7 protein-coding genes are annotated in these 15,634 nt (G+C 72.0%); 4 read left to right on the top strand and 3 right to left on the bottom strand.

The annotated features are described in order from the left end of the window. Position 1: 1 nt before the first annotated feature. On the bottom strand, positions 2 to 6,547 hold the full coding sequence (locus ACFVHO_RS15235; protein WP_385713670.1) for an amino acid adenylation domain-containing protein: 6,546 nt from the start codon (positions 6,545 to 6,547) through the stop codon (positions 2 to 4). A 751-nt stretch (positions 6,548 to 7,298) separates the two neighbouring features. Here ACFVHO_RS15235 and ACFVHO_RS15230 point away from each other — a divergent pair. After that, on the top strand, positions 7,299 to 7,694 hold the full coding sequence (locus tag ACFVHO_RS15230) for a molybdopterin-binding protein (RefSeq protein ID WP_385713668.1): 396 nt from the start codon (positions 7,299 to 7,301) through the stop codon (positions 7,692 to 7,694). A 59-nt stretch (positions 7,695 to 7,753) separates the two neighbouring features. Here ACFVHO_RS15230 and ACFVHO_RS15225 read toward each other — a convergent pair whose 3' ends face one another. After that, a complete protein-coding gene (locus ACFVHO_RS15225; RefSeq protein WP_385713666.1) occupies positions 7,754 to 9,415 on the bottom strand; it encodes a PucR family transcriptional regulator in 1,662 nt (553 codons plus the stop codon). A 288-nt stretch (positions 9,416 to 9,703) separates the two neighbouring features. On the opposite strand from ACFVHO_RS15225, the gene ACFVHO_RS15220 reads away from it, so the two are divergent. The 3 genes from ACFVHO_RS15220 to ACFVHO_RS15210 are packed head-to-tail and all read left to right on the top strand — an operon-like array spanning position 9,704 to position 14,033. Further along, positions 9,704 to 10,591: an FAD binding domain-containing protein gene (locus ACFVHO_RS15220; protein WP_385713664.1), complete on the top strand. Its 888-nt coding sequence runs from the start codon at positions 9,704 to 9,706 to the stop codon at positions 10,589 to 10,591. Next, positions 10,588 to 13,443: a molybdopterin-dependent oxidoreductase gene (locus ACFVHO_RS15215; protein ID WP_385713662.1), complete on the top strand. Its 2,856-nt coding sequence runs from the start codon at positions 10,588 to 10,590 to the stop codon at positions 13,441 to 13,443. Before ACFVHO_RS15220 ends, ACFVHO_RS15215 begins: the two co-directional genes overlap by 4 nt. Beyond that, positions 13,440 to 14,033 (top strand): MBL fold metallo-hydrolase, encoded by a 594-nt coding sequence (locus tag ACFVHO_RS15210; protein WP_385713660.1) that lies wholly within the window; start codon positions 13,440 to 13,442, stop codon positions 14,031 to 14,033. The genes ACFVHO_RS15215 and ACFVHO_RS15210 overlap by 4 nt, the downstream gene beginning before the upstream one ends. 4 nt (positions 14,034 to 14,037) lie before the next feature. On the opposite strand, the gene ACFVHO_RS15205 is transcribed toward ACFVHO_RS15210, so the two are convergent. Further along, positions 14,038 to 15,228: a cation:proton antiporter gene (locus tag ACFVHO_RS15205; protein WP_385713659.1), complete on the bottom strand. Its 1,191-nt coding sequence runs from the start codon at positions 15,226 to 15,228 to the stop codon at positions 14,038 to 14,040. Positions 15,229 to 15,634: the final 406 nt, after the last annotated feature.

The raw sequence follows: 15,634 nt of genomic DNA, 5'->3' as shown, positions 1-15,634 counted from the left end.
TTTACTGTCCACTCCTGTTCATCCTGCGCAGCTTGGGTCGGCGCGACGCCGTGGCGTTCTGCACCGTGCGCGATAGTTCGGCGATGCTGTGCGATTCGAAGATCGCCCGGATCGGCACACTCACTCCGAGTGCCTTGCCGATGCGGCTGGTGAGCCGTGTGGCCAACAGGGAGTTCCCGCCCAGGTCGAAGAAGTCGTCGTCGATGCCGACCCGCTCCACGCCGAGGACCTCGGCGAACAGCGTGCAGAGCGTCTCTTCCTTCTCGTTGCGCGGCGCGCGGTAGGCCGCGCCCGCGAACTCCGGCTCGGGCAGGGCCCTGCGGTCCAGCTTTCCGTTCGGGGCCAGCGGGAAGCGGTCGAGGACCACGACCGCGGCGGGCACCATGAATTCGGGCAGGCGGCCCATGACGAAGTCGCGCAGCTCGGTCATGTCGACCGTGCTCCTCGCGCCGTCCGTCTCGGTGGGCACGACATAGCCCACGAGCCGCTTGCCGACGCTCTCGCCGCCGTCGTGGACGACGACCGCGGCCTGCGCGATGGCGGGGAAGTCGGTGAGGGCGGCCTCGACCTCGCCGGGCTCGATGCGGAAGCCCCGCACCTTGACCTGCGCGTCGCCGCGCCCGACGTACTCCAGTTGCCCGTCCGCGGTCCAGCGGGCCAGGTCACCGGTGCGGTACATGCGCGCGCCCGCGGGGCCGTAGGGGTCGGCCACGAACCGGTCGGCGGTCAGGACGGCCCTGCCGTAGTAGCCGCGGCCGATGTTCCCGGCCACGTACAGCTCGCCGACCACGCCCGCGGGGACGGGGGTGAGGCCCGGGCCGAGGACGTAGGTGCGCATGTTGCCGATGGGCGTGCCGATGGGGGCGCTGGCCGAGCCGGTCCAGGGCTCGTCGGCGGCGAGGGCGAAGGTGGTGGCGTAGAAGCTCTCGCTCTGGCCGTAGGCGTTGACGACCTTCACGCCGGGCATGGCCTCGCGGATGCGGGCCACCAGCGCGGCGGGCAGCGCCTCACCGGCGAACACGAGCGTCTCGACCTTCGTCTTGGCGGCGATCTGTTCGAGGAGTTCGTTGAAGACGGACGGCACGGTGCTGATCACGCTGCCCGACCAGCTGTCGCGTTCGGCGAGGACGAGGACGTCCCGGACGACCTCGACGGTGCCGCCGGAGCAGAGCGTCGTGAACGTCTCGAACACCGACACGTCGAAGTTGACGGAGGTGCCCGCGAGCATCCGGGAGCCGGGGCCCCCGGCGACCCGCCGCGCGAGCCGCGTCACGCCGTTGACGACGTTGGCGTGCGTGATGACGACGCCCTTGGGGGTGCCGGTGGAGCCCGATGTGTACATCACGTACGCGATGCCGTCGGGGCGCAGCGGCGAGGTCCGGTCGGCGTCGGTGACGGGCCCGCCCGGCGCCTCGTCGAGGGCCAGCTCGTCGAGGTGGACGTGCGGCACGTCGGAGGCGGGCAGCACCCCGGTCGTCGCCGAGTCGGTGAGCACGAACCGCGGGGCGGCCTCGGTGAGGATCGAACCGAGGCGCGCGCTCGGGTACTTGGGGTCGATCGGCAGGTATCCGGCGCCGGACTTGAGGATGCCGAGCATGCCGACGACGAGGTCCGCGGAGCGCGGCAGGGCGAGGCCGACGACGGTCTCGGGGCCCGCACCCCGCTCGATCAGCTCGCGGGCGAGGCGGTTGGCGCGGGTGTCGAGTTCCGCGTACGTGAGCTGCTGGTCGTCGAAGACGACGGCGACCGCGTCCGGGGTCTTCGCCGCCTGCTCCTCGAAGAAGCCGGGGATCGTCAGCTCGGGCGTCGGCTCGGCGGTGTCGTTGAGGCCGACGATGAGGCGCTCGCGCTCGGCGGCGTCGAGTACGTCGACGGCGCGGACGGCCTGGTGCGGGTCGGCGGCGACGGTGGCGAGGATCCGGCCGTAGCGCGCGGCGAGGGTGTCGGCCTCGTCCCGGTCGAACACGTCCTGCTGGTACTGGACGTTCAGGCGCGGGTACTCCCCGTCCGGGTAGACGAAGACCGTCACCGGGTAGTGGCTCGCGGTGAACGCGCGGATGCCGGTGATGGTGATGCCGGCGGCGGCGCTGACCTCGCTGATCGTGCCGCGGTCCAGCGGGAAGGACTCGAACCCGACGAGGGTGTCGAACAGGGCCTTGAGTCCGGTGGTCTTGTGGATCTCGGTGAGGCCGTAGTGGTGGTGGTCCAGGAGGGCGGCCTGCCGGTCCTGGAGGCCGGTGAGCAGGTCGGCGAGGGTGTCCCCGGGTGCGCAACGGACGCGTACGGGCAGGGTGTTGAGGAACATGCCGACGATGGAGTCGACCCCCGCGAGCGCGGGCGGACGCCCGGCGACCGTGGACGAGAGCACCACGTCCTGACGCCCCGTCAACTGCCCGAGGAGCAGGCCCCAGGCGCCCTGCACCAGGGTGTTCAGGGTGACGCCGAGGTCCGCGGCGCGCCGGGTCAGCTCGGTGGCCTCGGCCGGGGTCAGCGGTACGTCGACCTGGGCGATGCCGGAGCTGTGGCTTCCGGTTTCCGCGCCGGGCGCGAGGAGGGTCGGCTCGTCGACGCCGTCCAGCTCGTGCCGCCAGGCCTCGGCGGAGACCTCGGGGTCCTGCTGGGCCAGCCAGGCGAGGTAGTCGCGGTACGTCCGCGCGGGCGGCAGGCCCGAGGTGTCGCCGCCGGTGCCGTAGAAGCGGAGCACGTCCTGGATGAGCAGGGGCAGCGACCAGCCGTCGAACAGCGCGTGGTGCGCCGTCAGGACCAGCTCGAACCGCTCCTCGTCCCGCTTGATGAGGGAGAGCCGCAGCATCGGCGGCCTGGTGATCTCGAAGTGGGCCTTGAGGTCGTCCGCCATGAACTTCTCGAACACCGCGTCGCGTTCGCCCTCGGCCGTGCCGCTGAGGTCGACCTCCTGCCAGGGCAGCTCGACTCCGTCCACGACGAGCTGGACGAGGTCGCCGGACGCGTCGTTGACGAAGGCGGTGCGCAGGGCGGGGTGGCGGTCGAGCATGGCCTGTCCGGCGGCGCGCATCCGGGCCGGTTCGATCCGCCCGGAGAGCTGGAGGGCGTACTGCACCTGGTAGGCGTCGAACGAGGACTCCGAGCCGTCGGCCATCAGCGTGTGGAACAGGAGGCCGGACTGGAGGGGGGAGGTAGGCCAGACGTCGGAGAGGCCGGGGAACTGCTCCTCCCAGGCCTCGATGTCGCTCTGGGTGGCCGTGACGAGGGGGATGTCGGAGGGGGTGAGGCCACCTGCTGTGGGCTGGTCGGCGTGCCGGGCCAGGCCCTCCAGGGCGGTGCACCACAGGTCGGCCAGCTCACGGACCTCCTCCTGCGTGAGCACACCGGAGGGGGCGGTGAACAGGGCGCCGAGCTGAGGGCCTTCGGGGGTGTCGGTGACGGAGGCGTTGATGTCGACTTCGGCGGGGGCGGGCATGGCCTGGTCCTGCGCGGCGTCGAGCTCCGCGAGCTCCTCCACGTCGGTGGCCTGGGTGAAGCCGAGACCTTGGGCGTGGGCGGGCATGTCGGTGTGGGTGGAGAAGCGGCCGAGGTAGTTGAAGCCGACCTGGCCGTGTCCGTGGGCGGCCAGGACGTGGGCGGTGTGGGGGTTGAGGTGGCGCAGCAGGCCGTAGCCGATGCCCTTGTCCGGGATGGCGCGCAGCTGCTCCTTGACCGCCTTCAGCACGCGCGCGGCGGCCGGGCCGCCGTTGAGGGCGTCGTCGAGGTCGGCGTCGGTGAGGTCGAGGCGGACGGGGAAGACGCTGGTGAACCAGCCCACCGTCTCGGAGAGGTCCGCGCCCGGCGCGGCCGCCTCCTCCCGGCCGTGGCCCTCCAGACGGATCAGCGAGGACGACTCGTCGGTGCCGCGCGTCTGGCGCCACTTGGCCAGCGCCAGGGCCAGGGCGGCGAGGAGGCCGTCGTTGACCTCACCGTGGAACGCCGCCGGAACCGTGGTCAGGAGGGCCTCGGTGACCTGCGTCGGAAGCTGCACGCGGGTCTCGGTCAGCGTGGCGATGACGTCCAGGGCCGGGTCCAGGCGGCGTGCGCCCAGGACGGGGTCGGGGCCGTCGACGATCTGCTGCCACAGCTCCAGTTCGGCGGTCCGCTTGGTGCTGGTGGCCTCCTCGGCCAGGGCGTGGGCCCAGCGCCGCATCGACGTCGCCACCGGCGCGAGCTCCGGGGTGCGGCCGTCGCGGACCTGCTCCCAGGCCAGCGCGAGGTCGGGCATCAGGATGCGCCAGGACACCCCGTCCACCACCAGGTGATGCAACGCGACCAGCAACCGCCCGGGGGCGGCCCCGTCACCGGCGTCGGTGGGGTCGAACCACACGAACCTCGCGACGACGCCCGCCTTGGGGTCCAGGGACGCGGCGGCCGTCTCCAGCTCGGCCATCAGCGAGGCGTGCCAGCCCTCACTCGCCCACACCCCATCGCACTCGACGCGCTTGAGGAGCGTGGTGACGTCGACGGATCCGGCCGGAGCGACCTCCAGACCGCCCCCGCCGTCCGACTCCACGAGCCGTGCGCGCAGCAGGTCATGCCGGTCGATCACCGCACCCAGCGTGGCTGCCAACTGCCCGGCCTCGATCCCTTCCGGGAGGTCGAGGACCATCGCCTGCAAGAACCGGTCAAACCCGGGCCCCCACCCCCGCAGCAACTGCGCGACCGGAAGCAGCGGCATCCACCCGACCCCGCCGCCCTCCAGCTCCTCCAACACCACCGCGGCACCGGACAGCCGGTTGGCGACCGCCACCTCCGCAAGCCGCGCCACCGTCCGGGACTCGAACACCTCCCGCGCGCTGACCTCAAGCCCCTCCGCACGGGCCCGCGAGACCACCTGGATCGACTGGATGCTGTCCCCGCCCACCGCGAAGAAGTCGTCATCGATGCCGACCCGCTCCAGGCCGAGCACGGCGGCGAACGCGCCCGCCAGGACCTCCTCCTCCGCCGTGCGCGGCGCCCGATAGGCCCCGCCCTTGAACTCCGGCTCCGGCAACGCCTTCTTGTCGACCTTGCCGTTCGTCGTCAACGGCAACCGGTCAAGGACCATCACCGTCGCCGGCACCATGAAGTCCGGCAACCGCTGCCCGAGGTAGCCGCGCAGCTCTCCGGTGGAGAAGCCCGAGTCGAAGGTCATGTGGCCGGTACCGCCGCTCTTGGCGGCTTCTTCCCGCGCGGCCTCCGCGTCCCCGGCTCCGGCAGGGACGACGTAGCCGACGAGCTGCTTGCCGGTGCCCCGGCCCTCGTGGACGGTCACGACGGCGTGCGCGACGCGCGGGTGGGCGAGCAACGCGGCCTCGATCTCGCGCAGTTCGATGCGCAGACCGCGGATCTTGACCTGGGTGTCGGCGCGGCCGAGGAAGACGAGCTGGCCGTCGTCGCCCCACCGCACCAGGTCGCCGGTGCGGTACATGCGCTCGCCGGGCCCGCCGAACGGGCAGGCCACAAAGCGCTCGCCGGTCATGGCGGGGCGGCCGAGGTAGCCCCGGGCGAGAGGCGCGCCGGCGATGTACAGCTCGCCCGGGCTGCCCTCGGGGACCGGCTTCAGGTCGTCGTCGAGGATGTACGCCTCGGTGTTGGACAGGGGCGCGCCGATCGGCGGTGCCTGGCCGTCGCCGGTCAGCGGGGTGCTCAGGGTGACGGCGACGGTGGTCTCGGTGGGGCCGTAGCCGTTGATCATCCGGCGGTCGGCGGCCCAGGTGGCGACGAGTTCCGGCGCGGTCGCCTCACCCGCGACGGCGAGGCTGCGCACGGTGGGCAGCGAGCCGGTCGGCAGGGCGGCGAGCACGGCGGGCGACATGACGGCGTGCGTCACGGCGTGCCGGTTGATGGTCTCGACGAGCGGGGCGCCGGGGGCGAGGGCGTCCTTGTCGGCCATGACGAGGGTCGAGCCGGAGAGCAGCGACATGCCGAGCTCGCCCACGGACACGTCGAAGCTCGGCGAGCAGAACTGCAGGATCCTGCTGTCCGGCGTGACGTTCATCCGGTCGAGCATGGCGCCGACGAGGTTGGCGATGCCGGTGTGGGTGACGGTGACGCCCTTGGGACGGCCCGTGGAGCCCGAGGTGTAGATGACGTACGCGGCGTTGGCGACGGTCAGCGGGGTGGCGCGCTCGGCGTCGCCGACGTCTCCGGAGTCGTACGCGGCGACGGCGCCGGTGACCTCCGGGTCGTCGAGGCGGACGACGGGGGCGGGCAGTTCGGGCAGCAGCCCGGCGGTGTCCTCGTCGACCAGGACAAGGACGGCCTCGGAGTCCTCGACCATGTACGCGATGCGGTCGGCGGGATAGGCCGGGTCCACCGGCAGATAGGCGCCGCCCGCCTTCATCACGGCGAGCACCGTCACGCACCACTGGGGCGACCGGCGCAGTGCCACGCCGACGACGGTCTCCGCGCCGACGCCACGCTCGATCAGGAAACGCGCGAGGCGATTCGCGCGCGCGTCAAGGTCGGCAAAGCTCAGCGACTCGTCGCCGAAGACCACAGAGGTCGCATCCGGCGCCGCGACGACTTGCCGTTCGAACAGTTCAGGAATCGTCCCCACCGGTACCGGAACCTCCGTGTCATTGAGCTCGCCCCGCGACGCACCCTGCTCAAAAGAACGCAAAGCGACCATCCCCCACAGTGGTTAGACGTTGGACCTGAAGCCAGGGTCATTGATTTCCGTGCTGCGGAGGCCGAGCGGCAAGCGCGCACGAAACAGGGCGTGAAAGCCCTATTCACCGACGCAATTGTTCGCCCGTATCGCTCGTTCGGTTCGGCCGAGCAGCCAGAACCCGTTCGCTGGGCAGCTCTTGTACTCCCGTTGCTCCGACAGGCTCGTACCTCGCGGCTACGGAGTCAACCGCCATCAAGATCACTCCGATTGCCCTTCCCCGGAGCCCTCCGCACACCTTCACGCCGATGCGTCAACCCCAAAGTCCCACCACGGAAGACTCTTAACGAATAACATGCGCACATCTTTGTGCGCGGGCGCGGATTGGGCCGCTCGACGGAAATGCTGAGTGAAATGGAGAAGACCGGACGGCGGTCACTCCGGAACCCCCGGCGGGAAATGCCCCCGATCCCGCGCAACGAGCCTATGAGGACCCTTCGGCAGGAGCAAGGAACGGCCCGTACGGGCACTTTGCGCCACCGAAGCGCACTCCGCGAAAACGTCAACATTCAGTTCGCGGACACACGGTGGTTTGCCGTGTCCCGTCGCCAGGACAACACAAGTCGGACATCGGGAGCCCAACCGGAAGTTCTCATTCCGCCCAGCGGTGCGGGCGGTGCGCTCCCCGTAGAGTGCGGCTGTGCGGTCGTACAGCATGGGACAGGCAGCGGCGCTTCTCGGCGTGAGCGCGGAGACCGTCCGCCGGTGGGCGGACGGCGGCCGGCTGCGGATGGAGCGGGACGGCACGGGGAACCGGACCATCGAAGGACCCGCGCTCGCGGCGTTCGCGAAGGAGCGGGCCGCGGACCGGCATCCGGTGCCGGACGGCGTGGCCACCTCCGTGCGCAACTCGTTCGCCGGGATCGTCACCGCGGTCCGGCTCGACGACGTGGCCGCGCAGGTGGAGATCCAGTCCGGACCGCACCGCCTGGTCTCGCTGGTGACGCGGGAGTCCGTGGCGGAACTGGGCCTGGAGGTCGGGGTGCTGGTCACGGCACGGGTGAAGTCGACGAATGTCCATGTCGACGTTCCCTGAGGGCCGTGTCCCCCCGAAGCCCGGTCCTTGAAGTCCGCGCCCCGAAGGCCGTTCGCGCCTCAGCGGCAGAGCAGGGCGGCGCGCAGGTCCAGCTTGTGGTCGAGGCGGGACAGGTCCCGGCCGGTGAGGGACTCCACGCGCTGGATGCGGTAGTGGACGGTGTTCACGTGCAGTTGCAGGGCCTTGGCGGTGCGGGCCCAGGAGCCGTTGTTGCCGAGGAACACCTCCAGCGTCTCCAGGAGCACGCCGTTCGACGCCCGTGACTCGCCCAGGAGCGGGCCCAGCGTGCTGCTCAGGTAGGCGGCGCGTACGTCGTCGGGGACCCCGGCGAGCAGCGCCTCCAGGGTGGAGAGGTCGTCGACGGCGGTGACGGCAGAGGCCCCTGACGCAGCGGCTTCGGGGGCAGAGGCTTCGGGGGCGGTGGTCCTGGCTCCCGCGAGGGCGTAGCGGGCCTGGACGACGCCCCGGCCGAGACCGGCCGGGGCCGGGATCCGGGCGCTGATGCCCGCGTGCAGGACGGTGTCCGGCCGACAGGCCTGGAGCAGCGGCCACACGTCCCTGAGGCCGTCCCGGAGACCGCCGTCGGAATCGGCGTCGGACTCGACGTCGGCGTCGGCGTCGGCGTCGGCGTCGACGGGGATGATCGCGACCGCCCCGACACCCGGGCGTTCCGCCACCGCGAAGGGCGCGGACGTCAGGTGGCGCGTGGCTTCGGCGAGAGCGTCGAGGGCGAGCCCGGGACGAGGCGGGGCGCCCCCGGCGGCACTCGCGCCCACCCTGCCCCCCGCGCCCCCAACTCCCGCACCCGCACCCGCACCCGCGACCACCACGCGGTAACTCCCCCGCCCCGGCAGCCCGCAGGCCCGCAGCGCGTCGGCCAGCGCGTCCGTGTCCGGTGCCCCGGCGTCCGCCCGGACGACCAGGTCGACGAGCGCTTCGTGGGCCCGGGCGCGAGCGGCGCGACGGCGGTCGTGGTGGTGGCGGTGCTGGGCGAGGACCTCGGCTATCTCGTGCAGGACGCGGGGCGGCGCCGCGTCCGCCTCCGGCAGGTGCAGCTGCCAGGCGTCGTACGCGGTGGCTTCGGCCTGGACGCGCAGCGTGGTGCCGGACGCGGAGTGCAGCAGCCGCGCGGCGTCGCGGGCGGACAGGGCGGGGGCCGACGAGGTGCGGGCGACGGTGCGGCCGGTGCTCGTGAGGAGGTGGCAGGGCGGCGCGCCGAGGTGGGCGAAGGCGCTCTCCAGGAGTTCGGCCGGGCCCGCGCCACGCTCCAGGAGACGGCCGAGTTCGCCGCGTACGTTCTCCGGCAGGGCGTGGTGCGGCGCCGGGAGGCGGCTCAGGTCGCCCCACTGCCGCAGGTACACCGCCTCGGTGACGGCACGGAAGCTGGTGCGCGCGGGCACCGAGAGCAGGGCCACGCGGTGGGCGCGGCAGGCGTCGACGAGTTCGGCGGGGACGGCGCCGTGGGTCTCCTCCCCGGCGAGGAGGGCGACCGCGCCGCCCGCGCTGAGGGCGGCGACGAACCGCTCGGCCTTGGCGCGGCCGTCGTCGGGGTGCCACCACACGAGCCCGGTGAGGACGATCTCGCCGGGCCGCAGGAAGCGCTCCGGGTCCTCCAGATCGGTGGCGGTGACCCCGCTGATCTCCCGGCCGAGCAGGTGTTCGTCGCCCCAGACGAGCGTGATGCCGAGGCTGTCGAGCTGGCGGAGATGGTCGACGTGCATGCGGTGCTCCTTGCGCGGCTGCGGGACGACCCGCATCTCACATTCACGAGGCGAATACGAGAAGCCTCATCGTAAATGCCCAGGTGTTCGAGCAGAACGCCTCTTGGTTGAACACACAAGCAGCACCCCGCGGGTCCGGTGTTTTTCCGTGTACGGGACCAGTGGTTCGGCCCCGCCCCGCGGGCTTCACTGAGAACAGCCGATGGCCGGAACACCCGCCGACCGTGGCCGGAAGGCGACGGGCGGGCCGACGACAGGGGGAGCCATGAGCGCACGACAGGGGGAGCCGTGGATCTGAACACCGTGCTCGACGTCCGGGACGCGCGGCGCCGCGAACCCTGGCAGCCGGGCGACGCCTGGCTGGGCGGCGGAACGTACCTCTTCTCCGAACCGCAGCCGCACCTGCGCCGTCTCGTGGACCTGAGCCGAATGGGCTGGGAGCCGGTGACGCTCCGGCAGGACGGCGCCCTGGAGATCGCGGCGACCTGCACCATCGCCGCCCTGTCCCGCTTCGCCGCGACCTTGGCCGCACCGGCGGCACCGCTCTTCAAGGAGTGCTGCCGCGCTTTCCTCGCCTCGTTCAAGATCTGGAACATGGCGACCGTCGGCGGCAACCTCTGCAACGGCCTTCCGGCCGGGCCGATGATCTCGCTGACCGCCGCGCTGGACGGCGTGTGTCTGCTGCGGCCGCAGACGGGCGCGGTGCGCCGTGTCGCCGCGGCGGACTTCGTCTCCGGCGCGGGCCGCACGGTCCTGGCCGAGGGCGAGTTGCTGCGCTCGGTCACCCTGCCCGCCCGCGCCCTGCGCTGCCGCACCGCGTTCCGGCAGGCGTCGCTGTACGGCCTCGGCCGCTCCGGCGCCCTGGTCATCGGTGCCCTCGACCCGGTGGACGGCTCGCTGGCGGTGACGGTGACGGCGGCCACGGTGCGGCCGGTCCGGCTCTGGTTCCCGCTGGTGCCGGACGCGGCGGGGCTGCGGGCGGCGCTGGCCGCGGCCGTCGGCGACGACGAGTGGTTCGACGACATCCACGGGCTGCCGGAGTGGCGACGGCACATGGCGTTCCGGTTCGCGGAGGAGATACGCCGCGAACTGAGCCACCCCCTGGCTCAGGACCCGACGCCTCACGACGAGGCTCCCGCCCCCGCCGCGCCCCACTCCGAGGAGAGCCCCCGATGAGCTTCCGCCTCCACGTCAACGGCCGCCCCAGCACCACGGATCCGCGCCCCGGCCAGTGCCTGCGCACGTATCTGCGCGAGCAGGGCTGGTTCGGCGTGAAGAAGGGCTGCGACGCCGGTGACTGCGGCGCCTGCACGGTCCATGTGGACGGCGAACCCGTGCACAGCTGCGTCTATCCGGCGGTGCGGGCGGCCGACCGCGAGGTCACCACGGTCGAGGGCCTGGCGGCGCCGGACGGCGAACTCCATCCGGTCCAGCGGCGGTTCCTCGACGCGCAGGGCTTCCAGTGCGGCTTCTGCACCGCCGGATTCCTCATGACCACGGCCGCCCTGGAGGCCGAGCGCGGCACGGCGCACGACGACGGCAAGCTCGACGACCTGCCGCGCGCCTTCAAGGGCAACCTGTGCCGCTGCACGGGCTACCGCGCCATCGAGGACGCCGTGCGCGGCGTCACGCACACCGAACGCCCGGACGCCGGAGAGGCCGTCGGCCGCAACCTCGGCGCACCGGCGGGCCCCGAGGTGGTCACCGGCACCGCGCGCTACACCTTCGACGTCGACGTACCGGGCCTGCTGCACATGAAGCTCGTACGCTCCCCGCATCCGCACGCCCGCGTGGTCGCCGTCGACACGAGCGCCGCCCTGCGCGTCCCGGGCGTGCACGCCGTCCTCACCCACGAGGACGCCCCCGACCGCCTGTACTCGTCGGCCCGCCACGAGCACCCCACGGAGGACCCCGACGACACCCGCGTCCTCGACGACACGGTCCGGTACGTGGGCCAGCGTGTCGCGGCCGTCGTCGCGGACAGCGAGCAGGCGGCGGAGGAAGGCTGCCGGCGCGTGGAGGTGACGTACGAGCTGCTCCCCCACGTCGTGGACCCCGAGGAGGCGATGCTGCCGGGCGCCCCGGCCCTGCACGGCGACAAGGGCGCGGAGTCCCGCATCGCGCGGGCCGCGGACAACGTCGTGGGCGAGGTGCACGGCGAGATCGGCGACGTCGAACAGGGCTTCGCGGAGGCGGACATCGTCCTCGAGGAGACGTTCCGTACGCAGCGCGTGCAGCACGCGAGCCTGGAGACGCACGGCTGCGTGGCGTACTTCGAGCCGAAGCCCGAGGAGGCGGGCGGCACCGGGGAGCGCCTCACGGTCCGCTCGTCCACGCAGACGCCGTTCCTGACGCGGCGGGCGCTGTGCGCGCTGTTCGACCTGCCGGAGGACGAGGTCCGGGTGGTCGCGGGCCGGGTCGGCGGCGGGTTCGGCGGCAAGCAGGAAATGCTGACGGAGGACGTCGTGACGCTGGCGGCGCTGCGGCTGCGGCGCCCGGTGAAGCTGGAGTACACCCGCCCCGAGCAGTTCCACGGGGCCACGACCCGGCACCCGTTCAAGGTCACGATCAAGCTCGGCGCCCGCGCGGACGGCACCCTGACGGCGTTCCACTACCGGGTGGTGTCGAACACGGGCGCGTACGGCAATCACGGCCCGGCGGTGATGTTCCACAGCGTGGGCGAATCGATGGCCATGTACCGCGCCCCGCACAAGAAGGTCGACGCGTACTCCGTCTACACCAACTGCGTGCCCGCGGGCGCCTTCCGCGGCTACGGCCTCGGCCAGGTCACCTTCGCCGTCGAGTCCCTCCTCGACGAGCTGGCCCGCCGCCTGGACCTGGACCCGCTGACGGTCCGCGAACGCAACGTCATCGGCCCCGGCGAGCCGATGCTCGGCCCGATCGGCGAGGAGGAGGACCTGCACATCGCTTCGTACGGCCTGGACCAGTGCCTGTCGGTCGTACGCGAGGCGATGGCGGCGGCCCCGGAGACCGCCCCGGCACCTCCCGAGGGCTGGCTGGTCGGGCAGGGCGCGGCCCTGGCGATGATCGCGACGGGCCCGCCCGGCGGCCACTTCGCCGACGCCCGGGTGTCCCTGCTGCCCGACGGCACGTACGAAGTGGCCGTGGGGACAGCGGAGTTCGGCAACGGCACCACCACGGTCCACCAGCAGATCACGGCGGGCGCGCTGCACACCACGGAGGACCGGGTGACGATCCGTCAGTCGGACACGGATGTCGTACGTCATGACACGGGCGCCTTCGGCTCGACCGGGACGGTGGTGGCGGGCAAGGCGGTGCTGCTCGCGGCGACGGCGCTCGCCGAACGCCTGCGCACGTTCGCGGCCCGGCACACCGGGGTGGCCCGGCACCTGTGCCACCAGGGCGCGGAGGCCTTCGACTGCGCGGGCCGCACCGTCACCCTCAAGGAACTCCACGAGGCGGCCCACGCCGCGGGCGCCGGGTCCGAGCTCTCCGCCGAAGGACACTGGGGCGGCACCCCGCGCTCGGTCGCGTTCAACGCGCACTGGTTCAAGGTCGCCGTGGACCCCGGCACCGGCGAGATCCGCGTCCTGCGCAGCGTGCACGCCGCGGACGCGGGCCAGGTGATGAACCCGATGCAGTGCCGCGGGCAGGTGGAGGGCGGCGTCGCCCAGGCGCTCGGCGCGACCCTCTTCGAGGAGGTGCGCGTCGACGACCGCGGCGAGGTCACCACGGCCGCCTTCCGCCGCTACCGCCTCCCGCAGTACGCGGACGTTCCCCGCACCGAGGTCCACTTCACGCGGACCAGGGACGCGATCGGCCCCCTGGGCGCCAAGTCCATGAGCGAAAGCCCCTTCAACCCGGTGGCCCCCGCCCTGACCAACGCCCTCCGCGACGCGACGGGCACCCGCTTTACCACGCTCCCCGTGACCCGCGACCGGGTGTGGCTGGCGCTGTCCTCTCCCCTCCCTGGCACAAATCCTGCGATCACAGGCAGACGTGCCACTCGTGGGGGCCGACGGACCTCGGAAGAATCAAAGCCATGACGAACACACAGCTCGGCCGCACCGCCACCTACAAGATCCTGACCACCGGCTACGTGGGCTCCACGGGCCCCGGCGTCGCCGCCACCGTCTCCTACATCAGCGACGCGGACCGCCACATCATCTTCGACCCGGGCATGGTCGCGAGCCGCGACGACATCCTCGGCCCCCTGGCCGAACTGGGCCTCGCCCCCGACGACATCACCGACGTGGTCCTCAGCCACCACCACCCCGACAACACCCTCAACGTCGGCCTGTTCCCGAAGGCCCGCATCCACGACCACAAGGTGGAGTACCAGGACAACACCTGGACGAACCGGGACGCGGAAGGCCACGAACTCACCCCGTCCCTCCGCCTGATCCGCACCCCCGGCCACAGCCCCGAGGACATCACGCTCCTCGCGGGCACGGACACCGGCGTGATCGCCTTCGCAGGTGACCTCTGGTGGCACTCGGCGGGCCCGGCGGACGACCCGGTGGCGCCCGACCGCGAGGTCCTGCGCGCGTCCCGGATCCGCGTACGCGACACAGCGGACGTGATCGTCCCGGGCCATGGAGCACCGTTCACGCCGGACGAGACCACACCGCTGTAGCCGCCTAGGGCCGGTACTTCCGCGCGGTGACGGGAGACCCGAGGCCGTGCACCGCGACGCTGCCGAGCACGGTGACCACGAGGACGGTCAGCACAAGAACCGCGTCATCGTCGAGGCTGAGCTCATTGAAGGCCAACAGCCCGAACACGATGGACGTGGTCCCGCGCGGCCCAAGGCACCCGATGAGAAACCCTTCGCGGACGGGCACCCCCGACCCGATGAGCGACAGCATCACCGGCACGATCCGCACCACGGTCAAAGCAGCCGCGCAGAACAGCACCAGCCGCCACTCCACCCCGCCCCACAAGGCGAACACGGCCGTCGTACCGAAAACGAACCACATGACGACCCCGAGCAGAAACCCGACGTCGTCAATCAGTTGCATCTCCCGCTGCGTCTCCTCGGTACGCCGCACGGCATGAAAAACGAACCCGCACAGAAAAGAAGCAACAAACCCATTCCCCCCGACCCCCACCGCACACCCATAGGCCAACAGCGGCGCCGCGACGAGAACCAACCGCTTGGCCTGCGCACTCATGAACCCGGCCCGCTCGGCCCGATTGACGCAGAACCCCAGCAAGGCCCCGAGCGCGAGCCCCACGAGAACCGCCTTCAAGGCCGAAGGCCCGGCCGTCCCGAGCGCATCCCCCGCGCTCCGCCCGCTCGTGGCATGCCCCGCGAGAACCAACGCGAAGAGAAAGACCGGCGACACGATCCCGTCGTTGTACCCGCCCTCCACATTGAGCACGTCCCGCACCCGACCCGGCAGCCGCCGATCCCTCAGGATCGCCTGCGCGGGCGCGAAGTCACTGGGCACCACGACACAGGCGATCACCAACAACAACGGCCACCCCACCCCCGGCAGCAACCAGGCCCCCACCCCCACGGCAAAAGCCAAACTCAACGGCAACCCGACCAACAACACCCGCAGTGCGGCCCCCGGATGCCGCCCGAACATCCCCCCACGAACATCAGCCGCGTCAACGAACAACAACACAGCCAACGTGATCTCAGCCGCCCGCAAAGCCGCATGCGTATTGAGCGTCTCCCCCACGCTGTCCCGCACCGTAAGCCCGACCACGACCCCCGCCACCACCACGACAACCGGCGCGGTGACCCGCCAGCGCTCGAACTTCTCAGCCAGCAGGGACCAGAGGACGAGGGTGGCGGCGACAGCGATGATCGAGGCAATCACGGGGGGTATGGTCGCAGGCGAGAACCCCTAAGGCGGGGCGCCGCACGGGGCGAGCCGCCAGGTCAGCGACCCTTTGGGGCGAGCTGCGCGGGGCCGACTCCGAGAACAATCAGGACGAGACCGGGAGTGGTGGCCGATCCCCGTCTCGCCCGGAGCTGCGAACAAGCCCTTCCGAGAGCGCGGCGCATGCACCGGCAGGCATCTGGGCACCGGTGCCCGCGTGCACATCACAGGCGACTTACCTCGCCTCGCCGCTCTCTCGGCAAGGCTGACAGGCTTCGACGAAACAGCCCTGGAGGACACCGGGCTGACCGAGGTGTACCGGGCGGTCGCCGCGCAGGGGCGAGGTGCGCGAGGGATCCGGTCCGGACAACGGGGGCACACCCCGGCGGGCGTCCACTCGCCC

It is taken from the genome of Streptomyces sp. NPDC127108 (assembly GCF_042677545.1).
In the GTDB taxonomy this organism is placed as follows: Bacteria; Actinomycetota; Actinomycetes; order Streptomycetales; family Streptomycetaceae; genus Streptomyces.
This window is presented reverse-complemented; position numbering and strand designations above follow the sequence as displayed.